Source organism: Roseibium sp. MMSF_3247 (genome assembly GCF_030733765.1).
Lineage (GTDB): Bacteria > Pseudomonadota > Alphaproteobacteria > Rhizobiales > Stappiaceae > Roseibium.
In genome coordinates this window covers 39,360-64,939 of record NZ_JASHII010000003.1, presented here as the reverse complement: position 1 = coordinate 64,939, position 25,580 = coordinate 39,360, and the positions used below count along the sequence as shown (strand labels likewise).

The window sequence follows — 25,580 nt, the reverse complement described above, 5'->3', positions numbered from 1 at the left end:
GATCTCCCTAGGCGGCTTCTTGAAGTGTTGCCAGGCGCATGATGGCTTTCTCGTTGACGTCCTCCCCGGAAAGCTCGCCGGTCATGACGCCTTCGCGCATCACCATCACACGCGAACAAAGCCCAACGATTTCCGGCAATTCTGAACTGATAACGAGGATAGAGATTCCCTCGTCCGCCAGCTCCCGGATCATCTTGTAGATCTCTACCTTGGCTCCGATATCGACACCCCGAGTGGGCTCATCGAGGATTAGGACGCGGTGGCAGACACGAGACCAGCGAGCGATCAGGATCTTTTGCTGGTTGCCACCTGAAAGCTGCCAGACACCATAATCCGGCCCTGGAACTGCTATGTTGAAACGCCGGATTTCGTCTTTGGCGATTTGGAATTCGTGTTTCCGATCGATGACCGAGTTGTTCGAAACTTCATTCAGGTTCGGGATCGTGATGTTCGCCGCTGTATCCAGCAAGGGAAGAAGCCCCTGGCCCTTGCGGTCCTCGGTCAGAAAACCAATGCCTCGATCGATCGACTCTCGCGGGTTAGGCTTGTTGTAGTGAGCCCCCATAACGGTAACTGAGCCTGTTTCACGCTCCATCGACCCAAAAATGGCGTGCGCAATTTCCGAACGTCCGGATCCGACCATGCCGGCCAGTCCGACAACTTCTCCTGGATAGAGTTCAAAACTGGCGGACTTGACCTTGGGCGCCATACGAAGGTCTTGAGCGGTGAGAACCGGGACATCATCCGTGCGAGAATTTTTCTCCGGATAGATATCGGAGAGCTCCCGCCCGACCATCATTTCCACCAGGCGGTCTTCGTTTATGTTGGCCGTGTTTTCAGTGCCGACATACTGGCCGTCCTTAAGCACACTCACACGATCCGCGATCTCGAAAATTTCCTCGAGACGGTGAGAGATGTAGATGATGCACACGCCCTGCTCCTTGAGCATGTTCACACGTTCAAACAACAAGGCAGCTTCGCGTCCGGAGATCACGGCGGTAGGCTCATCCAGAACCAGAAGTTTCGTATCGCCGACCAAAGCCTTGGCGATTTCGACCATCTGTTGGTCTGCAACGCTCAGGTTCTTCAGGATTTCCGAAGGATCCAGATGGTGGCCCAGACGATCTAAGATTTCTGTGGCCCGGCGGGTCATCTCCGGATAATCGATCCGGCCCCAACGACCGCGCGGCTCTTCCCCGATAAAGATGTTTTCAGCCACCGTCATTTCCGGGAAAAGCATCAGTTCCTGATAAATCACATGGATGCCTGCATCCATCGCCTGACGAGGCGATTCCCAGTTGCGTGCCTCACCGTCGTAGGTGATCTCACCTTCTTCGGGGATGTATGCCCCTGCCATGACCTTGATCAGGGTCGATTTGCCGGCTCCATTCTCACCTAGCAGCGCGTGGACCTCGCCAGCTTTTGCTTCAAAGGAAACGTTGTCGAGCGACTTAACGCCGGGAAAAACCTTGGTGATGTTTTTCAGGTTTATCATTCCCATGCTCCTGTCATCAGCCAACAATTGCTCTTAGGCTTTTCGAAACGGTCTGGATGCATGACGAACCGTTTTGAAAAGCCCCGGAAATTCATCCGGGGAGTTGGTGTCGCGGCTGGGCAAGACACTGCCGCGACACTGGTGGGAGGGTTAGTTGGGATAGTTCGCGGAGAAGTTCTCCGGATCGTAATCAGCACCAATGCCGTGACCCATGATGTAGGTGCCTGGCTTGTCGGGTTGGGCATAATCTGCCAGCGCAACAGTGCCTTGAATGGTCTCAGTGTTGTGACCTTCAGAGATGATGATCGGGGCAGGGACGTTGAACTGCTTCGGTACCGGCTTGCCGGACAGGATGTCCATAGCAAGATCAACACCGAACCCGCCGATTGACGGTGTGTAGTCGACGCCCGCGAACGGGAAGCCATGCTCCAGCGCAAGCAGATACATCCGGTTCATGTCGCCACCGGTGTGCGGTGGGATGTCTTCGGAGGCAAAACCTGCGCTCAGGAAGGCCTCAACGGAACCAGAACCCTGCAGGCCGGAGTCCGCCCAGACACCATCAATGTCCTTGCCGAAGCGCTGAATGACAGCTGACATGATCGACTTACCGTTGGCCGGGCTCCAGCCAGTATATTGGGTGTCGAGAATTTCGATGCCCGGGTATTTGGCAAAGATTTCACGCGCCGTTTCGAGGCGAGTTTCAGCTGGCGAAGCACCAGCCCGGCCCGGGAGCAAAACGATTTTGCCTTCACCGCCGAGATGCTCTGCAAGCCATGTCGCGCTGTGACAGGCCAGATATGTATCAGACGCGGTAGCAAAGGTGACGTAGTTGTCCTCGTTATTGACTGTGCGAGCAACACTTACGACCGGCACACCACGCCGCATCACGCGGCCCATGATCGGATCCAGAGAGTCAGCTGCTTGCGGGTTCACCATCAGCAGATCAATGTCCTGGTTCAAAAGATCCTGAATGTCGGAGATTTGCTTCGTCGCATCCCCGTTGGCATCCGTGATAATGAATTTCTGCAGTTTATCGGCATGCTTTTCCGCACCGTTTTCAACGGTATGGAAAAAGGTGCGTAGCCAGCCGTCGCGCAATTCCGCATTGGAGAAACCAATCGTATATGGCGGTTCTTTTTTGAACTGTGACGTGTCCATCGTTTCGGATGCTGCCGGTGCGCATTCAGGTGCAGCAGCAGCGGCAGGTGAAACCAGGCCCAAAGCGGATGCGGAGACCAGTGCGCCAACCGCGATTGTGGCTTTGGCACCGAAAATGAAAGCAGAACGGTTCATTGCAGTTTCCTTCCTATTCGAGTTTAAGTGACTGTTTTTGTTTATTTGTTTTGGGTAGAAGATCAGCCTACCGCGCCTTCCGCCTTGACGATCTTCACGTTTGACGTATCGCGACCCTGATGTTGTTCGGCTGCGAAACCAGCGGCGTAATCGTCGCGGACCGCTTGCGGAGCGGTCGGCACTGGCGGGAAGTCCCACCACCCAACGACATTCGATGCTGCGATGCTGACGTCCCTGGTGATCGGAACTTCGACAAGTGCAGGTCCACCGCTTTCGAGCGCCGCCTTGATCGTTGATCCGATTTCATCAACACGCTGAACCTGGGTTGCGAAGTCGAACCCGAAGGACTTTGCGAGCGCTGGAAACTTCACCGAGTAGGGCTCGGAGTTTTCGCCTGGCATTGAGAACTCGGAAATGATGTTCCGCCCCATCAACGCATCCTGACCGTCCCGGATAGAGATGTAGCCGGAGTTGTTCAGAACCAGGAAGACGACCGGGATGTTGTAGGCCACACAGGTCGCGAGTTCCTGCATGCACATCATGAAGTCACCGTCCCCGATGATGCAGACCACCGGAGCATCAGGCTTGGCAAGCTTTGCGCCGATCGCCGCCGGAAGGGCGAAGCCCATCGGTGAATAACTGCCGGGAGTAATGTGTGTACGCGGCTCGTAAATCGGGAAGTCTTGCTTGGTCGAGCTCTGCGGGTGCCCGGAGCCCACCGTGACAATCCCGTTGCGCGGAAGAACTTTCCGCAATTCCCGCAAGGTGCGAAGCATGGTCGTCGGGATCTTGTCGTGAGAGCGGCGTGGCTCTTGGATTTCATCCCATTCCGCCCAAAGCCGAACGAGTTTGTCGTGATGAGCAGATCTGCGCTCATAGGCCTTTCGGGCCTGCTCGTCCGAGATGCCGGCGTCGATATCTTCCAAAGCCAAGGAGATATCTGAAACGACCCCAACTTCAACCGGATAGTTCTTGCCGATTTCCCGGGGATCAATGTCTACATGGATGAGCTTGGACTCAGGTATGGAGAAGCTCACGCCTTTGCGCCAAGAAGACGCTGACCAGTCAGTGAACCGGCATCCAAGCGACATGACCACATCAGCAGTGCTTGCCAACGTATTCCCCGGAAGGGAGCCGGGCCAACCGACAGTACCAGCATTCATCGGGTGGTCTTCAGGCAGGGCACCTTTGCCGTTCCACGTAAAGACAACCGGAATACCAAGGCGTTCGACGAGACGCTTGAGAGCGGGGCTGGCGTTTGAAGTAATTGCTCCACCCCCTGCGACGATGCACGGGCGCTCTGCGTTTAGGAGTAATTCGATCGCCGCCTCAATAGCCTGGCTATCTGCTCTTTGTCTGCCAGTAGGCAGGCGTTTTTCAAGGTCTTGCACATCGATATCGGTATTGGCCGATTGAACATCGAGCGGAATGTCGACGTGCACAGGTCCTGGACGCCCGGTCATCATCGCATTGAATGCGCGATGCATGATAAAGGGAGCAGAGTCCGGAGTAATCATGTCGAAGTTGCGTTTGGTTACCTGCTCCGTGACCTTTGTGAAGTCCGGAGTGTTTTCCCGGTCCATTTCCTGCATGACGCCGTGCCCACGCATGTGGGTGGACGCAGCGCCCGTAATCAACATCAGTGCAGTTGAATCGCAGTGCGCGTTGGCCAGCCCCATGATCGTGTTGGCGGCGCCTGGTCCAATGGATGTGCAAGCTGCGATCGGTTGACCGGTCACCCGGTAATGGGCATCCGCGATGTGGACCGCTGCCTGCTCGTGCATCGTTTGAACGATAGGTATATCGGAACCTGGATCGTTGAACGCATCGATGAGGTTCCAGTTTCCATGTCCGGGTAAGCCGGTGATGTATGGCACGCCATAGGCTTTCAGCGCCCGGCCGATAAGGTGACCGACGGTTTTCATGCCGCAATTTCCTCCCTTTGCGCAATATTTCCGAAATATTTCCGGAATAAATTGCGCAAGTCAACGGAAAATTGCGGTTGGTAAGCCGCATTCCGATGCGGAAGCTGCTAACAAGTTGAACAAACAACAGAATGCCGATAAAAATATTTTTCGATGTTTATAGTTTTCCGGGCCACCAGTGTCCTTTCCCGGAAAGTTTCGGAAAAAGGTGATGCTTGTCCGGCAAAATAACGCTTAGAGATGTTGCGAAAGCTGCGCAGGTGGCTGAATCGACCGCGTCGCGCGCCTTGGCTGGCAGTGGCCAATTGTCTGAAGATACCCGTCAGAGAATTTTGAATGCCGCGGCAAGCCTCGGCTATGAAGTCTCCGCAAGGGCGCCGACTGTATCTGTTACCAAGTCCGGACGCCGCGGCGTGATTGGCGTGGTCGTCGCGGCCCTGCACAACTCATTCTATCCGTACCTTCTCGATCGTCTTCATAATGAGCTCGATGATCTCGGGTTCGATATGGTGCTGATCATTGATGAGATCACGCGCGACCGGGCAGGCCGTAAACTGCGGTCTTTGCTGGATATTCTTGATGGTGTGATTGTTACCACTGCCATGATCGATTCCCCCATGGTTGAATTTCTGAAAGACCGTGAAATGCCTACGGTTCTCGCGATCCGTTCGAACCAGAAGGGGGACGTGCATGTTGTCGAGAGCGACAATTACTCTGCAGGAGCGGAGGCAATGTCTCATCTTTTGTCGCTCGGTCATCGCCGGATCGGATTTCTCATGGGACCGGACACGACATCAACGACAGCCGGTCGCCTTGAGGGGGCGAAGGCTGTGCTTAAGAATGCCGGGGTTCCTTTTGAAACTGATCTGATGCACCATACGGAATTCACGCACGAAGGCGGCTATTCAGGCTGCATCCATTTGCTGCGATCAGAAACTCCGCCCACAGCCATTTTTTGCGCAAACGATGTGATTGCGATCGGTGCTCTGGATGCCGCGCAAAAGATCGGTCTGAAGGTTCCAGAAGATGTCTCTATTATTGGCGTTGACGACATACCCATGGCCAGCTGGAGCATGATTTCGCTGACGACAGTCCGGCAGCCCATCGGCGAAATCGGTTCGATGGCCGCAAAACTGATTTCTGAGGCGGTGAGGGATGGCGGCGATGCCAAGGCTAAGCATCATATTCTGCCGACTAGCCTCGTAATGCGCGCGACGACTGGGGTGGCAAAGGAAGGTTAAGTAGCATCAAAAACTAATTGTTCGCGCAAAAGGATATCGCTCATTTGGCTTTGTCCCTGCTTAGACAGTTTTACCATGCAGGGTGAGATTTTTCGGAGAAGAAAGCGCTGTGAATGGCAGTATTTGTTCGTTCTCCGAAACCAATGGATGGAAGTCCTAGAGAAACCGCAATGACGCTTTGGGGATGCCTCATGGGGTCGGCTGCTCGGCCGTGCCAAACCACGGAAGAAGGCGGAGGTGATGATATCAGTTTACTGCTCGAGACGGACATCCCGTGAGGCGGTCACGGCTTCCTTTGCCTAAACCGCTCCCGGCGTTGCTGGCGGGTTCCGGTGATCCCGTTCGCGGCGCGCGACCGCATACCTTCCGCGTGGATGCGGTTCACTGTGCACGGTGTCGGTGAACCGTTCCCAGGGAAACTCAGAAGAAACACTCTCGGCCTGTTCGATGTAGGCCACCCGCTTTTGGTCTTCAGTGTATACCTGACGGGGGACAAGTTGAACCTGCGCAAGCGGAACGTTGAAGGGCAGTCGAATTTCGCGGTTTGTTTCCGTGATGCGGATATTCACGAAGATGGGACATGGTTTGAATTCGTCCGTCTCAACCATGCCTTCGTAGACCTGGAATGGGCCGCGTGGCGTGTTGGCGGGTGCACGCACCAGAACACTCCACCCCGGCGCGGTTTCCACGAAGTGGCCAGTGAAGATCTGGAGGGTGCTTGGCAGCGGGACGGGTCTGAGGAACGCCGGGAAATGGCGCTTTAAACTATCCGGCGCAAGATTTTCCCATTCCTTCTTGAAACCGTCATTCAGATATTCGCTCTTCACGAGAACCCATTCACCTTCCAGATAGGCATAAACAATGTCCTCGCTAACCGTCAGCGTGAGCGTTTTGGGCGGATAGACGTACCAACCGAAGGAAGAGGCGGTGCGCATGGCCTCACAATAGCGAAACGCATCCGTTGGCATGCTTCCATATGCTGACGGGTCGGCCGGTATGATGGCCGGAACACCATCGAACATCTTGTAGAACTTTATGAGGTGCTCGGACATTCGGATCTCGGTTTTGCAGGAGGTCCCCTATCAGGGGAGTGGCTGATCGAACGGGAGAGCTTTGAGAGACTTGCAAGCTGCCGTCACTTTAGCTGGATGCCCGGAACACTGAAACGACCGCAGCGCAGTTTGACTGCGCCGCATGGCCGTTCGGCTTTTGCAGGCTAGAAACAATCCCGCATGATCCTGCGCCCGGCCGGCGTTTGAACAACGCGCGGCATCAAGTTGTAAGACGCCCCAACGGCGGTCGGAGCAGCCTTGCGGACCGTGGGCAGTTTATCGATTTTCCGGTGTTCCGTTTTCATCTGTTTCTCCTTCTTGTCTTGGCTTGGTCGAAAGACTCCAACGCGGGCCGCTAAGGGTTTCAAAAGGGATCAAAGCGAGGGATGTTGGCTTTTCGACCCTCGGCGATCTCAAATGTATTTGCGAACCCGTCCGAAATGTCCCGCAAACTCTCGGTCATACCGGCCGTTGGCTGTCAGCAGTTCCAGCCTGTGGGGCAGGCCAATTCCTGTGATGTGCCAAGTACTCCAGACATCTCCAAAATTACTGCTGAAGCGATTATGGCGATTGCAATGACGCCGTATGCGGATAGATGTTTTTTCACATTATTCATTTAAAGTCCTCCCGGTTTCTAATCACAGGTAACTGTATGTCCAGATATTGCTTGACTTTTATTTGGGAGGGAGAATTTGATATTACAAATTAATGATATGTAATGGATCTCTCCCGATTTAATTGGATGAACGTGTTCGCTTTACGCTATCGGGGCATCTTCTGACAAAAGACGTTCTGCCCTTTGAGCTTTGACCAAGCAGCTTTTGCGGCAGACCGTATGGATAATGTCAGACGCGCGAGCCGTCCGCTCCCAGCCCGAGCGTGGTTTGGTCGAAAACGGCCCTAAGCGGACATTGGATGAATGGGTACAATTTTGTAGTTAGGACGACTTGCTAGTCCCTTTTCTCAAACTAAACGTTTTCCGCTTGCCCGAACATCTTGACGCCACATCGGGCTTGCTCCTTAAACCAACCGGGAGCCTGACCCGCAAAACTCTCATCTGAAATGGCTCTGTTTTTGAGGAGCAGAGCAACTCAGCATTTTCTGACAATTGTCATATTAACTGGTTGATATCAGTACACCGCATTCCTGCGTTCTTGGCAGCGAGAATACCCTGCGGACTATCTTCAAAAACAAGACAGTTTTCGGGATCTACACCCAAAAGGTACGCTGCTTTTAGAAAAAGGTCCGGTGCCGGTTTCGCCTGCGCGACGTCTTCTATCGTGACGACCGCATCAAAACAGGATAGCAGGTTCACCGTTCTCAGGGACGGAACAACGATTGCCCGCGGTCCACTGGAGGCCACGGCCATTGGTTTTGCGCCGGCATTCTGCCGTGCGATGGCGGCCACCTGACCGATTTCCCGCAACATATGAAGCCGATCAAGCACGCCCTGCCGCATGTCGTCGATCACCTGACGATGATCAAAGGCCGCCCCGAATTGCTGTGAGAATTCATCCAGCAGCACCTGCTCTGACAACCCGGACCGCCGATGATACCAGCCCGGCTCCAAGGAATATCCGGCTTTTGAAAAGGCCTGCCGCCATCCTGTGGCATAAAGGTCCGGGCTCGCGACCAAAGTGCCGTCACAATCGAAGATCAGTGCTTCGGCACCCTCAATCAGGTCCCTCAGAAACGGCGTCTTGTCAGAAAGTCCCTTTGGGTCTGCAAGTGTCATCAAGCGTTTAAGCCCAGGCTCGACTGACGCGTTATCAATTCAACACCAAAACGCTGCGTATCCGGTGGTCGCTGGCCATCGACAACCCATGCCAGCATTGACTCCGCGGCTTTTTTGCCAAATGCCTCGGTATCGCAGCGTACAGAACTCAAGCGGGGATAAGACAAGGAACTTTCCTCAATATCATCAAAGCCGATCAAGCGAACATCCTCGCCAACACGAACACCAGCTTCCGCAAACCCCGACAACATTCCGAGCGCCACCAGGTCGCTGAAGCAGATAACAGCATCAATTCGCGAGTGATCTGAAGCAATGCGCAATGCTATCTCACGGCCATAGGTCCTGGATGGTCTTTCGTAAAAAGCCGTGACAGGTAATCCGCGGGAGACCATGACCTGATAATATCCGCTCATCCGCTCCATCGTAATCGGCCGGTCCTTGATCCCGCCGACAAATGCTATCCTTTCAGATCCCAAGTTCAGGAGATGCTCTGTGGCCAATACGCCGCCGGCTGTGTAGTCGTGCGATGCAAAGGGAAACAGATCGGTTCGCAGATCAATTTGGCGCAAGACCTGCATTGTCGGGATGCCGGCACGTTCGACCCGATCGAACGCACAAGAGTCTTCTTCATAGGTGGGTGAAATGACAAACGCCGAGACCCCGTGCTCAATCATCGAGTCTATCACCTGCGCCTGAATTTCCGGATCCTCGTCGGTGTTCGCAATCACGGTCGAGTATCCTTTCCGGGCGAATTCCATCTGGGCGCTCGCCGCAAACTCGGTGAAGAACGGGTTTCGCAAGTCGTTGATGATCAGACCGATCAAGCCAGATGATGCACCCCGAAGCCCGGCCGCTGACCGGTTATAGACGTACCCCAGTTCCTGAATGGCCTTGTTGACTTCATCGCGCGTAGCTGCCTTGACCGATTGGGAGTTTTGAAGAACCAGCGACACGGTTGATTTGGACACCCGCGCCTGCTTGGCGACATCCAGTATGGTTGGTCTTTTCTTCATTCTCTCCCGGCCCTGATCAACCTATGCCATGCAATTTCAAGAGAAGTTTCATCCGCTCGACCGCAACATCCGGCTTTGACAACACCCGCGCCTGGTCCGCAAGCCGAAAAACTTCGGCGTAATGAACGATTTCCCGAGAGGACTGAAACCCACCCGGCATGATGAAGTGGCTCTGCGCCCCATTCAGCCAGGCGAGGAAGGCCACGCCCGCCTTGTAGAACCGTGTCGGTGCTTTGAAAATTTCCCGGCTGAGCGGAACGGTTGGTGCAAAAAGATTGTGATAGGTTTCAAGATCATCTTTCGCAAGCGCCTCGAGCGCCTGGCTGGCAACCGGTGCAATCGCCGCAAAGGCCCCCAACAGCGCATGAGAATACCGCGTGCCGTCGCCTTCGATCAGCTCTGCATAGTTGAAATCATCTCCAGTATAGAGCCGGACGCCATCCGGAAGGCGGGCGCGGAACCGCTCCTCATGCGCCTTGTCCAAAAGCGAGATCTTGATGCCGTCGACCTTGTCCTGATGGGTGTTGATGATCCGAAGCACAGCATCGGACGCCACCTCGACATCCGTTGACCCCCAATAACCCTTAAGGGCCGGATCGAACATGTCGCCCAGCCAGTGCAGGACGACCGCGTCCGTCGCCTGCTCCAGCAAGGTCCCGTAGACCGCTTCATAATCTGCCGCTTGGCCCCCAATGGCCGGAAACGCCTTTGAAGCCATCAGGATCACCTGGCCGCCGACAGCCTCGATGGCCTCCATCTGCTCAGAATAGGCAGCAATGATGTCGGACGCGGTTTTCAGCTCGGCCAGATCTTTCTGATCCGTTCCGGCCCCACACGCCACGCGCGGTTTCAACGGGTGCGCCTTGGCTTCCACCATGGTCCGCTCGATCAACTCTTTGGCGGTTGGCCAGTCGACGCCCATACCCCGCTGCGCGGTGTCCATGGCTTCGGCGAGACCGAGACCCTGGTCCCAAAGCCAGTGACGGAACTGAAGCGTATTTTCCCAATCAACCGCTGGCGCACCGTCCCAGGGATCACGCTCAGCCAATGGATCGGAAACAACATGAGCTGCGGCAAATGCTGTTCGTGTCAGGGGAACATCCGGGGCGCGTGGCACCAAAGGCTCGCCCGTGAGCACGTAGGGTTCAAGAGTGTTGTTGTAAGTTGGCAGGGTCAGCATGACGGTCTCCAGTCAGTAGCACCGAACACTCAGGCGGACACAGGAATGTCGAGCACCAGGATGCCGTCGAGACCGCCAACGGCGTTCGCGACGAGCTTTGCCCCGAGCGCCTTGTGGTCCGGGTGGTCCTGATAACTCTGAAGGGCATCCCAGTCCTGAAAGTCGACGACAAATCCGTGCATGTAGCCGCGTTCGATTTTTTCAGGGCTTTCGCTGCGCCCGGACTTGATGTCGAGAATGCCGGGCACCTGAGCTTCGATCTCCCGCAACTCCTGGAACAAGGCCGTGATTGTCTCCTCGGAGACCTCCGGTTGGAATTTGATCAGGACGATATGACGGATCATGAGGAAGCCCCGTGGTCTTCGCGGATCATGTCGGAGGCTTTTTCACCGATCATGATGGCCGCGGCATTGGTGTTGGACGAAATGACGTTCGGCATGATGGACGCATCGACGACACGCAGGCCGTCGATCCCGTTGAAGCGGAGCCGTGGATCTACGACAGCACCATCATCGACACCCATGCGGCAGGTTCCCGCCGGATGATGCGACGTCTTGGAATGTTCGCAAATGAACTGGAAATACTCGTCATCTGTTTTCAGATCCGGCCCCGGCAGCCGCTGCGCCTTGATGAATGGCTTTAGCGGCGCCTGAGCCATGATTTCCTGGGTCAGCTTCAGACCACGGATCGACATCTCACGATCACGCGGATCCTCCAGATAGTTCGGATCGATCAGGGGCTCGGCCGCTGGATCGGCGCTGTTCAACCGAACCGATCCGCGCGACCGCGGCCGGAGATAGCAGGAGTTCAGCGTCACCCCGCCGTCAGGCATGGCCGCGACACCAGATTCAATCCCCGTGCCAAGCCCCAGATGAAACTGCAGATCGGGCGACCTCGCCTCGGGATCGGCATACCAGAAGCCCCCGGTTTCAAAGAGGCTGGACGAGACCGGCCCGCGCTTCGTCAAAAGGTATTGCAGACCGGCCAGAACCGATAGATGCGGCTTTGCGAACCGATCATAGGTATGCGGCCCGCTGACTTCACTGATGCAATAGAGGTCGAGATGGTCCTGCAGGTTGGCCCCGACATTTGGCTGATCCAGCACCACATCTATATCAAGTCTTTGAAGATCGTCCCCGGGGCCGATCCCGGACAGTTGTAAAAGCCGCGGCGATCCGATGGCACCGGAGGAAAGAATGACTTCGGAAGTCGCCGTCAGCCGTTCGCCATCAACCAGTTCCACACCAACGGCCCTGCCGTTCTCGACGATGATCCGGCGAACATTGGCACCGGTTCTGACATGCAGGTTCGGCCGGCTCCGGTTCGGTGCCAAATAGGCCATCGCGGCGGACGACCGGCGGGCATTGCGCTGGGTCAGTTGGTAATAGGCAACGCCGTCCTGTTTTTCGCCTGTGACATCTTCATTCTTTGGGATTCCAAGCACCGCAGCCGCTTCAAAATAGGCCTCGCAAATCGGCAGCGGGGCGCAGGGTTTGGACACGCCGAGCGGACCACCCTGACCGTGATACCTGTTGTTATAGGTGTCGTTATCTTCGGCTTTCCTAAAGTAGGGAAGAACATCTTCATAACCCCAGCCCTCGCAGCCGAGCTGCCGCCATTCATCATAGTCGAGCGCATTACCACGTGTGTAAATCTGCGCGTTAATGGCCGATCCGCCACCGATGACCTTGGCCTGGGTATAGCGGAAAACGCGGTTCTGCATGTGTCTTTGCGGCACCGTGTGCCAGCCCCAGGAGCCGATCCCCTTGGTCATTTTCGCAAAGCCGGCCGGCAGATGGTAGAACGGGTGCCAGTCACGCCCGCCCGCCTCCAGAAGCAGAACCTGTGTATCCGGATTTTCGGTCAAGCGGGCTGCAACGACGGAACCCGCACTGCCGCCCCCAATGATGATGAAATCAAAGCCCTGGTTCATATCAGTCTCTCAAAGACGGGAAATTGACAGGCCGCCATCGACGGCAAGTGTTGAGCCGGTCGCAAAAGCCATCTGCCCCTCGACCAGCGGCAATACGGTTTCGGCAATGTCGGAGGGCTGGCCCCAGCGGACAGCGGGGACCAGTCCGCCCTCGATGCGGGCGGTGTATTTGTCTTTCACGCCGGAGGTCATTGGCGTTTCTATGATGCCCGGCCGTATATCGAAAACACCGATGCCGTGCGGAGCCAGCCGGACCGAAAAGAGTTGCGCCATCATGGCCGCCCCCGCCTTTGACAGGCAGTACTCGGCGCGTTCGACCGACACCATTGTTGCGCTCACCGAGGTCACAAAGATCATGGATCGGTAGATGCTCTCATCAGGTCGCGATATCATGCGCCGCGCCACGTCCTGCGCCAGGAAAAACGCACCGCGCAGATTGACCCCCATGACGAAATCGTAGCTGTCGGAGCTCAACTCCAGCATGTCGCCGCGGATCTTGGCAGGCACCCCGGCATTGGAGACCAAAGTGGTGATCGGGCCGAGATCCTGTTCGATCCGATCAAGGACCGATGCGTGACCCTGAATATCCTGAAGGTCGTGGGAATAGTAGCTGGCGCTGTCTCCAAGAGCCGACAGGGCGACTTGGACTTCAACATCATCCAACCCGACCTGAGCAACAATGGCGACCTTGTAACCAGCTTGCGCAAGGGCCTTGGAGATGCCAAGCCCAATCCCGCGCTGCCCACCTGTAACCAGTGCAAACTTGGTCATGCCGCCAGCTCCTTGCGGATCGTGTCAGCCGTTCGAAGGGCAAGTGCGGCGACGGTCAGAGCTGGATTTACAGCCGCAGATGTTGGCAGCGCGGCGGCATCGGTCACAAACAAGTTCGGATGGTCCCAGGACCGGCACTCCGGATTGAGAACGGACGTCTTGGGATCACTTCCCATGCGCACGGTTCCACATTGATGCGACGGAACCCGCCCATCAAACAGTCTGGACAACACCACCGGAAAGCCTGCCTTGCGCAATGTTTCTTTGGTCTTGCTGACCAGCTTCGTGTGAGCTGTCATGTTTGAACGCCGCCAGCGCAGCTGGATCTGTCCATCTTTGAGGACCACGCGGCTTTCCGGATCGGGAAGATCTTCTGAAATCAGGTAAAGATCGAGCGCGTGCCGCGAAATCCAGCCGGCGGCAAATTTCGGCAATTGCGGCACCTGGATTTTCAGAATATCCGGCGTGACCCGGCCCAGGAGCTGCACATTGCCGAGCGGCTTGCCGCCGTTTCCGTCCGACAGATACCAGTCGTTGATCCCGAACGTTTTCTGGTAGACGGAATCGTTCCGGAAGGTTGGATCGATCGCGATGACCGCTGTTGCATTGTGGTTCATGAAGCAGCGGCCAACGTAGTCAGAGCCATTGGCTACGTTGGAACGCAGCAGCAACGCCGCCGTTTGGACAGCGCCAGCGCATACCGCCACCACTTTGGGCGTTAACGTGGTCTCCTCGCCGTCCTTGCGATAGGTGAGCGACTTTATCCTTTTGGATTTTGCATCGGTCTTGAGATGCGTAACCTCGGCACCGGAAACCAGATCGACATTGTCATACGCCAAGGCCTCTGAAAGTCCGCAGGTTTCGGCGTCCATCTTGCCGCAGCGCTGATCCGGATAACCATCCCATCCGGTCTGTCCCGCCTCTAACCAGCTGTCAATGTCGACGCCCAACGGCAGGGAAAACGGATGGACACCGGCATTCTCAAGGCGCTGCCGGGCGACCTTTATGGCCGGCTCATCTGGAACAGGCGGGAACGGATATGCGCCCTCATGCGCCGGTTCGCTTGCATCAGACGACACATCCCCGCGAACCTTGTAGAGCCTCTCCGCCTTCTCGTACCAGGGTGCCAGATCGGCGTACCGGATCGGCCAGGCTGGCGAAACACCGTCCTCATGCTCCATGGCTTCAAAATCCTCGGCGCGATAGCGGATCAGCACCGCACCGTAGAGCTTTGAATTGCCACCGATATTGTAATAGTTGCCCGGTTCGAATTCCGTTCCGTTACCGTCGAGCCAGGTTTCATCCGACCGGAAAGCGCTGTTGGTGTAGATGCGCCAAGGGTCCCTTGCGGGCGCCGTGTCCGGAATCTGATGCCCGCGTTCCAGGATCGTGATCCGCGCACCGGACGGCGCAAGGCCGGCGGCAAGGGTCGCGCCGCCCATGCCGCTGCCCACAATCACAATGTCCGGTGAAAGGCTCATTGCTCAGGCAATCCGATCTTCTGTCTGCGGATCGAATGCGACCGCCTTTTCCATGTTGAAGGCAAACGGAAACACGTCACCCGCATTCACGGAGACATCCGCGCGGAAACGTCCGGTCACGTCCTTGCCGCCAATCTGGGTCACGACAAACGTGTCCGAACCAGCTGGTTCCGTGACTTCGACCGGAGCTTCGACAGTATGAACAGCCTTTGAATTCCGGTCCGCGCCATCTTTATCGGTAATGGCTTCTGGCCGGATGCCGAGGACGATGTCCTGTCCGACACTCCCCGCCAGCTTGTCGTTTGCGAAAGGAACAGCCGCGGTTTGTCCGTTGGCCAGGGCAATCTCCGCCGCCGGCTGGCCTTCGACAGTGACAACCTTGGCCGGAAAAAGGTTCATGGATGGAGACCCCATGAAACCGGCAACAAACATGTTTGCCGGGTTGTCATAGATTTCCTTTGGTGTCCCGAGTTGCTGGACATAACCACCGAACATCACGGCAATTCGGGTCGACAATGTCAGCGCCTCGATCTGGTCGTGGGTCACATAGACGATTGTTGTTCCAAGCTTCTGGTGCAGCTTCTTGATTTCCGTGCGCATATCAACGCGCAACTTGGCATCAAGGTTGGACAGCGGCTCGTCAAACAGGAAAACATCTGGCTCGCGCACAAGTGCCCGGCCCATGGCAACACGCTGGCGCTGACCGCCGGAGAGCTGACCGGGCTTCCGGTCGAGCAGGTGACTGATCTGCAAAAGCTCTGCCACCTGCGCGATCCGCTTCTCCCGTTCAGATTTTTCGATGCCATGCATCTCCATGCCGAAGGAAATGTTCCCTTTGACCGTCATGTTCGGATAGAGCGCGTAAGACTGGAACACCATTGCGATGTTGCGGTCGGCCGGTTTCACCCCGTTCATGCTGCGGTTCCGAATGGCAATCTCGCCAGACGTGATGTCTTCCAAGCCTGCGATCATGTTCAGCAAGGTGGATTTTCCGCAGCCGGACGGACCGACCAGAACAAGAAACTCGCCTTCCTCGATGGAAATGTTGGTTTCGTGCAGAACCTGAAGGGCGCCATAGGATTTGGTCGCCTGATTGATGTCTAGAAAGCCCATGGTCTTATCCTTTTACTGAGCCAGCCATCAGGCCGCGGACGAAATAGCGGCCAGCGACGATGTAAACGAGCAACGTTGGCAGTGCGGCCATGATCGCGCCTGCAAAGTGGACGTTGTATTCCTTCACCCCGGTGGACGATTGCACCAGGTTGTTGAGCGCCACCGTCATGGGCTGACTGTTGAAGTCCGAGAAGGAGGCGCCGAACAGGAAGTCGTTCCAGATGTTGGTGAACTGCCAGATGATGCAGACAACCGCGATCGGCCCGGAAGACGGTAGCAAAATGCGCCAGAAAATCCGGAAGAAGCCCGCGCCATCAATCTGGGCAGCTCGGACCAACTCGGTCGGGAAAGCGGCGTAGTAGTTGCGGAAATAAAGGGTCGAAAACCCGATGCCGTAGACGAAGTGCACGAAGATCAGCCCCGGCAAAGAGCCTGCCAGTCCCATCAGGCCCAGCATCCGGGCCATCGGAATGAGCACCATCTGGAAGGGAATAAAACACCCGAACAACAACAAGCCGAAGAGAATGGTTGCTCCGGGGAACGTCCATTTCGTCAGCACGTACCCGTTCAGCGCTCCGACCAGGGTCGATAGGGCAACAGCCGGCACAACCATGATGATCGAGTTGATGAAGTAGGGGCGCAGACCGGTTGCTTCGACGCCAACCTGGGCGCTTGACCAGGCACTTGCCCAGGGAGCGATTGTCCAGTCACTTGGCAACGCCATCATGCCGCCTGCCGTAATTTCAGACAGGGGTTTCAACGAGTTCACTACCATTACATAGAGTGGCAACAGGTAGTATATGCAGAACACGACCAGTAGGGCATACAGGATGATGCGGCCAGCGGTGAGGGATGATGATTTTGTCGTCGCTGACATTATTTCTTCTCCCTCAATTCCGACCAGAGATACGGCACGATGATTGCAGCAATGGTCATAAGCATGATCACGGCCGAAGCAGCGCCGATGCCCATCTGGTTTCGGGAAAACGTGTAGGAATACATGAAGGTCGCGGGCAATTCGGTGGCTGTGCCCGGTCCCCCGCCAGTCAGGGCGATCACAAGGTCGTAGGACTTGATTGCCATATGGGCGAGCACCACGAAGGCGGACATGAACGCCGGGCGCAATTGCGGGATGACAATCCGCCGGTAAAGCGCGAAGGTCGACGCGCCATCGATCTGGGCCGCTTTCATCATTTCGCTGTCAATACCGCGCAGCCCGGCCAGGAACATGGCCATGACAAAACCGGACGTCTGCCAGACCGCAGCAATAACAATCGTATAGATCGCCATTTCCCGGTCTTTGATCCAGTTGAATGTAAAAGTTTCCCAGCCCCATCCACGCACAACAGCTTCGACGCCAATTCCCGGATCAAGGAACCACTTCCAGGCAACCCCGGTCACGATGAAGCTCAGTGCCATCGGATAGAGATAAATGGTCCGGATGAAGCCTTCCGCGCGGATCCGCTGATCCAGCAAGATCGCCAAAAGCAGCCCAAGCGCGCAGCAAATGGCGATGTATAAGACGCCGAACACCACCAGATTGGAAACGGCAATGTCCCAGGCCCGGATCTTGAACAGGTTTTCGTAGTTTTGCCAGCCGACCCATCCGAAGGACGGCAAAATGCGGCTATCTGTAAATGACAGGTAGAGCGTGAAAAAAATGAAGCCGTAAACGAAGATCGCAACAATGGCGACCGTCGGACTGAGCACGAGTTTAGGTAAGGCGTCACGCAGTCTGTCAACAACAGAACCGCGCGGGCTCGCCGTTTCCGAGATGGACATGGTTTATCCCCGGTGGGTTGGGAGAACGGCGGAAGCCGCCGTTCTCTTTTGGGGTTTACTTGTTGATCTGAACAGCCGTCACCAGCTCATCGACCGCAGTGGCGCTGTCATACTCGCCGTTGAAATGCGCAGTGATGACGTCGTACATCGCGTTCTTGATCGAAGCCGGGTTTGCATGGCCATGCGCCATGGAGCCATAAAGATTGCCACTTCCAGCAGCCTTCTTCAGATCCGCCATACCCTTCTTGCCGCATGCATCAAACGCTTCGTCAGACACGTCTGTGCGAGCCGGCACAGACCCTTTGACCACGTTGAAGGCGGACTGGAACGCTGGAGACAGGATCGCCGTTGCAAGCGCCGCCTGTTCCTTGCCCACTTCTGGACCTTGCGCGAACATCGCGAACTGATCCGCGTTGAAGGTCACTTGATCCTGGGTGCCGGGGAAACGGAAGCAGAGGAAGTCCTGGTCTGGCGTCTTGCCAGCGTTCAGGAATTCACCCTTCGCCCAGTCGCCCATCATCTGGAAGGCTGCGTCGCCATTGATGACCATCGCTGTTGCCAGGTTCCAGTCACGGCCGGAGAAGTTGTCGTCCACATGCGCGCGGATCACCGCCATGCGGTCAAAGGCTTCCTTCATCGTGTCTGAGCCGAGCGCGTCTTCATCAAGATCGATGAAAGCGGCTTTGTAGAAGTCAGGACCGCCCGTCGACATGGCAACCGCATCAAAGACAGTGGCGTCCTGCCAGGCCTGACCACCATGGGCGATCGGCGTTTTGCCGGCGGCTTTGACTTTTTCAAGCGCAGCTACGAACTCGTCCCATGTGGTCGGCACAGCAATGCCAAGCTCATCGAGAACAGCCTTGTTTGCCCAGACCCAGTTCGTTGAGTGGACATTGACCGGGGCAGAAACCCACTTGCCATCATGCTTGGCGAAGGCCTGAAGGGCTTCCGGCACAACATCATCCCAGCCTTCCAGGCCGGCTTGAATGTTGAGATCGGCGAGTGCCCCCTCGTTTGCCCAGTCAAGAATGTCGAAGCCGAGCATTTGTACAGCAGTCGGCGGGTTTCCGGAGGTAACCCGCGCGCGCAACACAGTCATCGCCTGCGTTCCGCCGCCGCCAGCAACCGGCATGTCCTGCCAGCCGATGCCCTGACCTTCGAGGTCTTCCTTCAGGACATTCAGCGCTGCTGCCTCGCCGCCGGATGTCCACCAGTGCAGGACTTCAACATCTTCAGCTTTGACCGCTGTGCCGGCAGCAAGCAGGGCCGCCGCAGCTGTCATCATAGTTGTGAACTTACGCATAGATTTCCTCCCTAAGTGCGTAAAACCCTTCCAGATCCGAACCTATTTGGTTCGTGTTTCAACCCAAGGCGCCCGCGTGCGGCCGATCCGCATCGTCACGGTTTTTGCCTCCAGGAATTCCTCCACTCCATACTTCCCCAATTCGCGGCCTTGTCCGCTTTCCTTGACACCGCCGAAGGGCAGTTCGGCAAACCCGTCCATCCACGTGTTTGTCCAAACAGTACCGGCCTGCGCCTTGCGCGCGAACTCAAGACAGGTGTGGACATTTTCGCTCCAAACACCCGCAGACAGGCCATAGTCTGCATCATTGACCAATGCGATGGCTTCATCCAGCGTGCTAAAAGTAAGTACCGAAAGAACCGGGCCGAAAACTTCTTCCCTTGCGATCGGCATTTCGGCCTTTACGTTGGTAATGACCGTTGGTTTGTAGAACTGGCCACTCAATCCGGGCACCTGAAGTGGGCCGCCGCCCAGACGGATATCCGCTCCGTCCTGATTGGCTTGCTGCACATACGCGTCGATTTTTTGTTGGTGATCGGGGGTGATGATCGCCCCGACCTTGGTTGACGGGTCCAACGGATCACCGAATGGCACATCTTTCGACAGGGCAACTGTTCGCGCGATGAACTCTTCGGCGATGTCTTCGTGCACAATAATTCTGGAGCCGGAATTGCAGCATTCTCCGGCATTGAAATAGACCCCGAATGCAACCGCATCGACCGCGCTATCAAGGTCTGCGTCCGGGAAGATGACTTGCGGATTTTTCCCGCCAAGCTCAAGGGATACCTTCTTCAAGGTTGCCGAAGCTGCTTTCACGATCCCTTTTCCAACTGCTGTGGATCCCGTAAAGGTGACCATGTCGACCCGTTTGTCAGTCGTCATTGCGATCCCGACAGGATCCCCATAACCGAGTACAATGTTGACAACTCCGGCCGGACAACCAGCCTCGATCAGCAGTTCGCCAAGAACAACAGTTGTCGCGGGCGTCATTTCCGAGGGCTTGATGACAGCAGTGCATCCAGCTGCCAGGGCAAACGGGAGTTTTTGAGAGACTATGAGAAAGGGGAAATTCCATGGTGTAATGATCGACACCACCCCGATCGGCTCTTTAAGGACCAAACCAAGAAAGTCATCGCCCAGTGAATTGTGACTTTCGCCATGAATGTTTCGTGCGAGAGACGCTGCATAGCGCCAGATGTCTGCAGCGCCTTCAATCTCTGCCCGGGCCTGGCTGATAGGCTTCCCCGATTCCAGGGTCTCAAGCAATGCAATCCTCTCGCGGTCACGATCGATCAGATCCGCCACCTTGAGCAAAAGAGTTGCGCGGTCCTTGCCAGTTGTGCTCCGCCAAGCGCTGTCATCGAATGTGGCACGCGCAGCTCCCAGTGCGGCATTCACGTCTCGGGCATTGCCCTTGGCCGCCCGCGTTACCAGCGTTCCATGGGATGGAGAGGTCCGCTCAAATGTTTCACCGCTGCAACTATCCCGCCATGAACCAGCGATGAGATGCCGCGCAACAAAGGGATCTAGCGGCAGCTTCGCTTCTGAGATGGCGACAACGTTCAATTCACTCATGGTCAAATTCCAGGAAAATTTGGTTTGCGTTTTTCGCGAAAGGCCGTCACGCCCTCTGTGCGGTCAGCTGTCGGGCCCATCATGCCAGCACCCAGAGCTTCAATCATGGCGTCGCGGTCTTCACCGACCGCCGCATGGATCATGTATTTGGCAACCTCGATGGAGCACGGTGATTTGGCCGACAAGGCCTCGGCAATTTCGAAGGCTTTCTGTTTTGGATCTTCAGAAATCTCGGCTGCGAATCCGGCAGCAAAGGCACGTTCAGCCGAAATTCGGCGGCCGAAGAGAGCCATTTCCTTTACAAGAGGCTCTCCAAGGAGCCGGATCATCCGCTGTGTCCCTGACCATCCGGGAACAATTCCAACGGCAGCTTCCGGCAGCGCCAGCGTTGCGCTTGGTGCCATGACCCGGATGTCAGCCGTCGCGGCGAACTCAAGGCCACCACCAAATGCGTGACCATTCAGGGCCGCAATCGTCGGCTTGGAAAGGCCGGCAACCCGGTCAAAAATCCGGTGGCCATAGCGCACCCAGTTGCGGGCAAATTCCCAGGGCTCCAGTTGCGACCAGGCCATGATGTCCGCGCCGGCACAAAAGGCCTTGCTATCTTCCGCAGTGATCACAAGTGCGCGGAGCGCGTGGTCCCGCTCCACTTCCGCGCAAGCAGGCTCAACAGCTTCGAGCATTTCAACCGTAAAGGCATTGAGCTTTGCCGGATTGTCCAGGCGCAACTCGGCGATCGTGCCGTGCCTTATGAGATGCAACCCGCTCACAGATGCAGCTCCATGGCTTCCTGGCGAAGAAGCGTCTTCGGCATTTCCGTCAGCGTGTTCGCGAGACGAACCCGCCCCTTGGACGCATCGACGATATCTCGCTGGGCATCGATGCCGGGCATGACTTCTGTTGCCATCAGCCCGCTGTCCGTTAGCTGGATCACACAACGTTCTGTCACATAGAGGACGTCCTGACCGAGCTCGCGGGCGCGGCGGCCGGAAAAGGTAACATGCTCAACTTCATCCACCATCTTGGTGAACTTGCCGGGCGCCCTGACGGTCAGCGCATCATCGGTCAGCTCGAGGTCCGCCCCGGCCTCAAACAAACCGGAAAACACGATCTTTCTTGCATTGGCCGTGATATCCACAAAGCCACCGCATCCAGCTGTCAGGTAAGGCTTTTTGCCGAGCTTGGAGACGTTGACATTGCCATCGAGATCGATCTCCAGAAAAGACAGGAACGAGACATCAAATCCACCGCCCTGGAAATAGGTGAACTGCTGCGGCGACGGCATATAAGCATCCGCGTTTGAAGCGCAGCCAAACGCAAACCCGGTGAGCGGCATTCCGCCTGTGGCGCCTTGTTCAATCGCCCATGTGACGGCCTGTTCCTGCCCAGCTTCCAACAAGACACGGGGCACCATCGCGGAAACGCCAAACCCGAGATTGGCGGTCTGGCCTTTGTTCAGCTCCATGGCCGCGCGCCGGGCCACGACTTTTTCGATCCCTTGTTCAGCCAGGGAGAAACTCGACCACGGGCGCATGATTTCTCCGGAGATCGCCGGATCGTAGTCGGTTTCCGTGGTTTGACGCTGATCTGGATCGACAACGATCAGATCAACCAAATGACCGGGTACTCGAACGTCATGCGGGCGCAGCGATCCGGACGCGGTGATCCGCTTGACCTGTGCGATCACCAAACCGCCATGGTTGCGCACCGCAATTGCCTGCTCCAGGCCTCCAAGATACGCACCTTCATGTTCATATGTCAGGTTGCCGCGTTCATCGGCCGTCGTTGCCCGAATAATCGCAACGTCTGGAATGATGTTTGGGAAGTGCAGCCACGTTTCACCGCCGAGTTCGATCCGGGAGACGATCGGCTTGCCGGCTGCAACATCGTTCATGGCACAACCTTGCCGGATCGGATCGACAAAGGTGTCCAGGCCTACTTTTGTCATGACACCCGGACGGCGTGCTGCCACGTCGCGGTGCATGTCAAACAGGATCCCGGACGGGACATTGTAGGCAGCGACCCGGTTGTCGACGAGCATCTGCCATATGTCCGGCATGGGCAGGGAAGATGGACCGGAGGGATAGGATCCGGCGATGATGGTGGAGAGCAGACCATCCTTTGCGATGTGATCAATTCCCTTGATACCGTACATATCGCCTGCCGCAATCGGGTGGATCGTGGTCAGGTTCCGCGGGTGACCTTCCTTTTCGAAGCGCTCCCCAATGGCTTCCAGGATCTTGTCAGGACAACCAAGACCCGAAGACGAGGAAACCGTTATGATTGCGCCGTCCTGAATGCGGCCAGCAGCTTCGTCCATGGAAACGAGTTTGGAGGTCATCGCTTAGAACCCTCCGTAATCGACACGGGTCGTTTCACCCGTTTGCGCCGCTGTGCGAACCGCAAGCGCAACAGCTAGGGATTTCACCCCATCAACACCATCTGCAGACGGCTTTCCATTGCCCGCCACAGCAGCAACAAAAAGACCGAGGGCGCGGTGGTAGAGGTTATGTGTCTCGAACGGGACTTCGGCCTCACCATCCGCTGTCACCAACTTGATCGCGCCGATCGGCTGTTGGGTCATGACGTTTCGGGCGAAGATCGACCCTTCTGTCCCGTGAAATTCAATTCCTGTCCCGGCGAATCCGTGCGTAAAACTCTCGTGGGTCTGAACCATCGCGCCTGAAGGCATGGACCAGACCGACATCACGCTGTCCTCAACACCTTCGCCCATGCCAGACGTTCCGGATTTTGCAACGACATCCACCGGATCTTCCGAGAGATGAAAGCGGACCGTGTCTGCATCGTGGACTGTAATGTCAGGTATGACACCGCCACCGGCGGAAGCGTCGTTGATCCGCCACCCACGCAGATGCTCCGGCAAGTTCACAGCGTGGAACACCCTTGAACTTAAGACTTTGCCGATCCGTCCAGAAACAATGAGATCTCGGATCGCAAGGTGAGACCCCGCATTGCGCAAATGGTGATTGGTCGCAAACGTCACGCCTTTTTCTGCGGCTGCCTTTACCATCTCGACGGCCTCGGCAAGTGTCATTGCAAGCGGCTTTTCACAGAGCACGTGTTTGCCAGCTGCTATCGCGGCCAGTGCTTGAGCGTGGTGTTTTTCGTTGGTCGTTGAAATGTAGACCGCATCCACACTCTCGTCGGCCAGCAGAGCGTCAAGGTCTGTGTAGCTGTCCGGGATCTGATGTTCACTGGCAAACACCTTGCCCCGCTCAACATCTGAACTAAGGACAGACTGAATGTCCGCCCCGTCCTGAACGCGGATGGCATCGATGACAAAACTGGACGCAATACGGCTCGCGCCTATCAGTCCCCACCGCATGAATTCCTCCTAAGAGACGATTATTTGGAACGTTCCAATTTTATGGCATCAAAACTGGAACGTTCCAATTTGTCAAGCCATTTTTCGCAAAAGCAAATCCGGGCGTGATGAGACAGCAGCCCCGTCCAATGTTATGAGACAGTTTCCGGTCGTCAGGTCGCATTTTGATCGTTAACTTTGGCAATGAGCGCTTTGCTCGGTTTTTTGCTTTAACTTGTGGTTCGTCTTGGGATTTGAAGGCCTCAAAGTCTGACCTCCTGCGATTTGGCAAGCTGTCTAAGAAAGCCGTTTGAAGGTCGGGCTATAAATCTGAGTTTTGGGTGCGCCCGCCTTGGCAATTAGCGGACCATCACTCAAAAGCTGGATTTTATTGAACTGCGATAACTGACACGCGTCAAAAGCGAAGTCCTAGAGAAGCCGCGATGACGCTTTGGGGATGCCTTTTGGGCTCACCAGCAGATCCGCCCCAATTCCCGGAACATTTGGTTCAAAGGTGGTTCACAAAAGTTCACAACGCCCGTTTCAGCGTGAACTTGTTTCAAATTTCCGACCGGCAAACCCGTGCGATCCTTTGATCCGCTGCTCACCGATTGGCCAGCTTGGTTGTATTTTTCCGTCAGTTAAGTCAACAGGATCTGAGCTTTTTCGCTCAACTGCAAAAGTGAACCCGCGCTTTTCTGCTGATCACCAAGTTCGATCAAGCGCCAATTTTAAGCCGCGCCGTTGAAACTGCTTCGTGGCGAGGTCCGGTCGGATAGTTTCAGCTATCAAAACGATAGCAACTTGACCCTCTGATCGGCTGTCATTCATTTGCTTAATCAGTCTGATCATAATCTCATGTTCGATCGCGAAACACCTTGCTGGCCCTTGCCCCGAAATAGATCTGCGTCCGGACCGATAGTTTTCGAAACGGCAGATCGACAGGGAAGTTCCATGGCGCGCGTTCTGTTTGGCGTGTGTGATTTATCGATGAGAGTGCGCGGCGCTTGCCAGTGACTCTTAAAATCGATTCTCGGACATGTCTGGTGTGTTTGGAAGAGGTGATTGTTAGCCGGGGAGGGGAGGGAGTGCGGAAACACCCGCCATCTTGGTTTTGTGTCAAGACTTGGTGCCAAGACCCGGAAGGAAGAAGCTGCCGACGTTTCACGATGTCAAAGAGCGCTCGTCGGGCCGGAACGGCCCATCGAGCTGGAACAGTCTTCTGTTCTTCTTTCCGGAGGAGAAAACCTTACGCTTCGCTAAGCCGGAAGGAAGGGAGCGGAGAGCGCCGCAGGCGCGAGCCGGTGCCTTTCATTCTGATTTTCTTGTTTAAGCCAGACCAAGTCCGATGCCGGGATGTTTT

General features: G+C 56.1%; 21 protein-coding genes. 1 reads left to right on the top strand and 20 read right to left on the bottom strand.

Features of this window, described 5'->3' with window-relative positions; all coding sequences use genetic code 11:
- Positions 1–7: 7 nt before the first annotated feature.
- From RBB44_RS10705 to RBB44_RS10695, 3 genes are all read right to left on the bottom strand, one after another.
- Positions 8–1,495 carry a sugar ABC transporter ATP-binding protein gene (locus tag RBB44_RS10705; protein ID WP_306147374.1) on the bottom strand — a complete coding sequence of 496 codons (1,488 nt, stop codon included), beginning with the start codon at positions 1,493–1,495 and terminating at the stop codon, positions 8–10.
- A gap of 150 nt (positions 1,496–1,645) precedes the next feature.
- Positions 1,646–2,788, bottom strand: coding sequence for a substrate-binding domain-containing protein (locus RBB44_RS10700; protein WP_306147373.1), 1,143 nt, complete (start codon positions 2,786–2,788; stop codon positions 1,646–1,648).
- Positions 2,789–2,850: 62 nt separating this feature from the next.
- Positions 2,851–4,713, bottom strand: coding sequence for a thiamine pyrophosphate-binding protein (locus tag RBB44_RS10695; protein WP_306147372.1), 1,863 nt, complete (start codon positions 4,711–4,713; stop codon positions 2,851–2,853).
- 215 nt (positions 4,714–4,928) lie between these two features.
- On the opposite strand from RBB44_RS10695, the gene RBB44_RS10690 reads away from it, so the two are divergent.
- The gene (locus tag RBB44_RS10690) at positions 4,929–5,954 is read left to right on the top strand and encodes a LacI family DNA-binding transcriptional regulator (protein WP_306147371.1); all 1,026 of its coding nucleotides are present in this window, start codon (positions 4,929–4,931) and stop codon (positions 5,952–5,954) included.
- A 299-nt stretch (positions 5,955–6,253) separates the two neighbouring features.
- Here the strand turns inward: RBB44_RS10690 and RBB44_RS10685 are convergent, their stop codons facing one another.
- From RBB44_RS10685 to RBB44_RS10605, 17 genes are all read right to left on the bottom strand, one after another.
- The gene (locus RBB44_RS10685; RefSeq protein ID WP_306147370.1) at positions 6,254–7,006 is read right to left on the bottom strand and encodes a DUF6065 family protein; all 753 of its coding nucleotides are present in this window, start codon (positions 7,004–7,006) and stop codon (positions 6,254–6,256) included.
- A gap of 164 nt (positions 7,007–7,170) precedes the next feature.
- On the bottom strand, positions 7,171–7,311 hold the full coding sequence (locus tag RBB44_RS10680; RefSeq protein ID WP_155189197.1) for a hypothetical protein: 141 nt from the start codon (positions 7,309–7,311) through the stop codon (positions 7,171–7,173).
- Positions 7,312–8,117: 806 nt separating this feature from the next.
- Positions 8,118–8,741, bottom strand: a complete 624-nt coding sequence (locus RBB44_RS10675) for an HAD family phosphatase (RefSeq protein WP_306147369.1) — start codon at positions 8,739–8,741, stop codon at positions 8,118–8,120.
- Positions 8,741–9,754, bottom strand: coding sequence for a LacI family DNA-binding transcriptional regulator (locus RBB44_RS10670; protein WP_306147368.1), 1,014 nt, complete (start codon positions 9,752–9,754; stop codon positions 8,741–8,743). The genes RBB44_RS10675 and RBB44_RS10670 overlap by 1 nt, the downstream gene beginning before the upstream one ends.
- A gap of 16 nt (positions 9,755–9,770) precedes the next feature.
- Positions 9,771–10,934, bottom strand: coding sequence for a dihydrodipicolinate synthase family protein (locus RBB44_RS10665; protein ID WP_306147367.1), 1,164 nt, complete (start codon positions 10,932–10,934; stop codon positions 9,771–9,773).
- A gap of 29 nt (positions 10,935–10,963) precedes the next feature.
- Positions 10,964–11,278, bottom strand: a complete 315-nt coding sequence (locus RBB44_RS10660; protein WP_306147366.1) for a Dabb family protein — start codon at positions 11,276–11,278, stop codon at positions 10,964–10,966.
- The gene (locus RBB44_RS10655) at positions 11,275–12,867 is read right to left on the bottom strand and encodes a GMC family oxidoreductase (protein ID WP_306147365.1); all 1,593 of its coding nucleotides are present in this window, start codon (positions 12,865–12,867) and stop codon (positions 11,275–11,277) included. The genes RBB44_RS10660 and RBB44_RS10655 overlap by 4 nt, the downstream gene beginning before the upstream one ends.
- 9 nt (positions 12,868–12,876) lie before the next feature.
- Positions 12,877–13,638: a 3-ketoacyl-ACP reductase gene (locus tag RBB44_RS10650; RefSeq protein ID WP_306147364.1), complete on the bottom strand. Its 762-nt coding sequence runs from the start codon at positions 13,636–13,638 to the stop codon at positions 12,877–12,879.
- The gene (locus RBB44_RS10645; protein ID WP_306147363.1) at positions 13,635–15,119 is read right to left on the bottom strand and encodes a GMC oxidoreductase; all 1,485 of its coding nucleotides are present in this window, start codon (positions 15,117–15,119) and stop codon (positions 13,635–13,637) included. Before RBB44_RS10645 ends, RBB44_RS10650 begins: the two co-directional genes overlap by 4 nt.
- Before the next feature lie 3 nt (positions 15,120–15,122).
- Positions 15,123–16,232, bottom strand: coding sequence for an ABC transporter ATP-binding protein (locus tag RBB44_RS10640; protein WP_306147362.1), 1,110 nt, complete (start codon positions 16,230–16,232; stop codon positions 15,123–15,125).
- Positions 16,233–16,236: 4 nt separating this feature from the next.
- A complete protein-coding gene (locus RBB44_RS10635; protein ID WP_306147361.1) occupies positions 16,237–17,109 on the bottom strand; it encodes a carbohydrate ABC transporter permease in 873 nt (290 codons plus the stop codon).
- Positions 17,109–18,014, bottom strand: a complete 906-nt coding sequence (locus RBB44_RS10630) for a carbohydrate ABC transporter permease (RefSeq protein WP_306147360.1) — start codon at positions 18,012–18,014, stop codon at positions 17,109–17,111. The genes RBB44_RS10635 and RBB44_RS10630 overlap by 1 nt, the downstream gene beginning before the upstream one ends.
- 55 nt (positions 18,015–18,069) lie before the next feature.
- On the bottom strand, positions 18,070–19,317 hold the full coding sequence (locus tag RBB44_RS10625; RefSeq protein WP_306147359.1) for an ABC transporter substrate-binding protein: 1,248 nt from the start codon (positions 19,315–19,317) through the stop codon (positions 18,070–18,072).
- A 42-nt stretch (positions 19,318–19,359) separates the two neighbouring features.
- Positions 19,360–20,892, bottom strand: a complete 1,533-nt coding sequence (locus RBB44_RS10620) for an aldehyde dehydrogenase family protein (protein WP_306147358.1) — start codon at positions 20,890–20,892, stop codon at positions 19,360–19,362.
- Between the two features lie 2 nt (positions 20,893–20,894).
- Positions 20,895–21,662, bottom strand: coding sequence for an enoyl-CoA hydratase/isomerase family protein (locus RBB44_RS10615; RefSeq protein WP_306147357.1), 768 nt, complete (start codon positions 21,660–21,662; stop codon positions 20,895–20,897).
- Complete coding sequence (locus RBB44_RS10610; protein WP_306147356.1) at positions 21,659–23,233, bottom strand: acyl CoA:acetate/3-ketoacid CoA transferase; 1,575 nt, start codon at positions 23,231–23,233, stop codon at positions 21,659–21,661. Before RBB44_RS10610 ends, RBB44_RS10615 begins: the two co-directional genes overlap by 4 nt.
- A gap of 3 nt (positions 23,234–23,236) precedes the next feature.
- A complete protein-coding gene (locus tag RBB44_RS10605; RefSeq protein WP_306147355.1) occupies positions 23,237–24,238 on the bottom strand; it encodes a Gfo/Idh/MocA family protein in 1,002 nt (333 codons plus the stop codon).
- Positions 24,239–25,580: the final 1,342 nt, after the last annotated feature.

Excerpts from the sequence above, each read along its gene's own strand:
- RBB44_RS10705 (WP_306147374.1), bottom strand. The coding sequence starts at position 1,495 with ATGATAAACCTGAAAAACATCACCAAGGTTTTTCCCGGCGTTAAGTCG.
- RBB44_RS10700 (WP_306147373.1), bottom strand. The coding sequence starts at position 2,788 with ATGAACCGTTCTGCTTTCATTTTCGGTGCCAAAGCCACAATCGCGGTT.
- RBB44_RS10695 (WP_306147372.1), bottom strand. The coding sequence starts at position 4,713 with ATGAAAACCGTCGGTCACCTTATCGGCCGGGCGCTGAAAGCCTATGGC.
- RBB44_RS10685 (WP_306147370.1), bottom strand. The coding sequence starts at position 7,006 with ATGTCCGAGCACCTCATAAAGTTCTACAAGATGTTCGATGGTGTTCCG.
- RBB44_RS10680 (WP_155189197.1), bottom strand. The coding sequence starts at position 7,311 with ATGAAAACGGAACACCGGAAAATCGATAAACTGCCCACGGTCCGCAAG.
- RBB44_RS10675 (WP_306147369.1), bottom strand. The coding sequence starts at position 8,741 with ATGACACTTGCAGACCCAAAGGGACTTTCTGACAAGACGCCGTTTCTG.
- RBB44_RS10670 (WP_306147368.1), bottom strand. The coding sequence starts at position 9,754 with ATGAAGAAAAGACCAACCATACTGGATGTCGCCAAGCAGGCGCGGGTG.
- RBB44_RS10665 (WP_306147367.1), bottom strand. The coding sequence starts at position 10,934 with ATGCTGACCCTGCCAACTTACAACAACACTCTTGAACCCTACGTGCTC.
- RBB44_RS10660 (WP_306147366.1), bottom strand. The coding sequence starts at position 11,278 with ATGATCCGTCATATCGTCCTGATCAAATTCCAACCGGAGGTCTCCGAG.
- RBB44_RS10655 (WP_306147365.1), bottom strand. The coding sequence starts at position 12,867 with ATGAACCAGGGCTTTGATTTCATCATCATTGGGGGCGGCAGTGCGGGT.
- RBB44_RS10650 (WP_306147364.1), bottom strand. The coding sequence starts at position 13,638 with ATGACCAAGTTTGCACTGGTTACAGGTGGGCAGCGCGGGATTGGGCTT.
- RBB44_RS10645 (WP_306147363.1), bottom strand. The coding sequence starts at position 15,119 with ATGAGCCTTTCACCGGACATTGTGATTGTGGGCAGCGGCATGGGCGGC.
- RBB44_RS10640 (WP_306147362.1), bottom strand. The coding sequence starts at position 16,232 with ATGGGCTTTCTAGACATCAATCAGGCGACCAAATCCTATGGCGCCCTT.
- RBB44_RS10635 (WP_306147361.1), bottom strand. The coding sequence starts at position 17,109 with ATGTCAGCGACGACAAAATCATCATCCCTCACCGCTGGCCGCATCATC.
- RBB44_RS10630 (WP_306147360.1), bottom strand. The coding sequence starts at position 18,014 with ATGTCCATCTCGGAAACGGCGAGCCCGCGCGGTTCTGTTGTTGACAGA.
- RBB44_RS10625 (WP_306147359.1), bottom strand. The coding sequence starts at position 19,317 with ATGCGTAAGTTCACAACTATGATGACAGCTGCGGCGGCCCTGCTTGCT.
- RBB44_RS10620 (WP_306147358.1), bottom strand. The coding sequence starts at position 20,892 with ATGAGTGAATTGAACGTTGTCGCCATCTCAGAAGCGAAGCTGCCGCTA.
- RBB44_RS10610 (WP_306147356.1), bottom strand. The coding sequence starts at position 23,233 with ATGACCTCCAAACTCGTTTCCATGGACGAAGCTGCTGGCCGCATTCAG.
- RBB44_RS10605 (WP_306147355.1), bottom strand. The coding sequence starts at position 24,238 with ATGCGGTGGGGACTGATAGGCGCGAGCCGTATTGCGTCCAGTTTTGTC.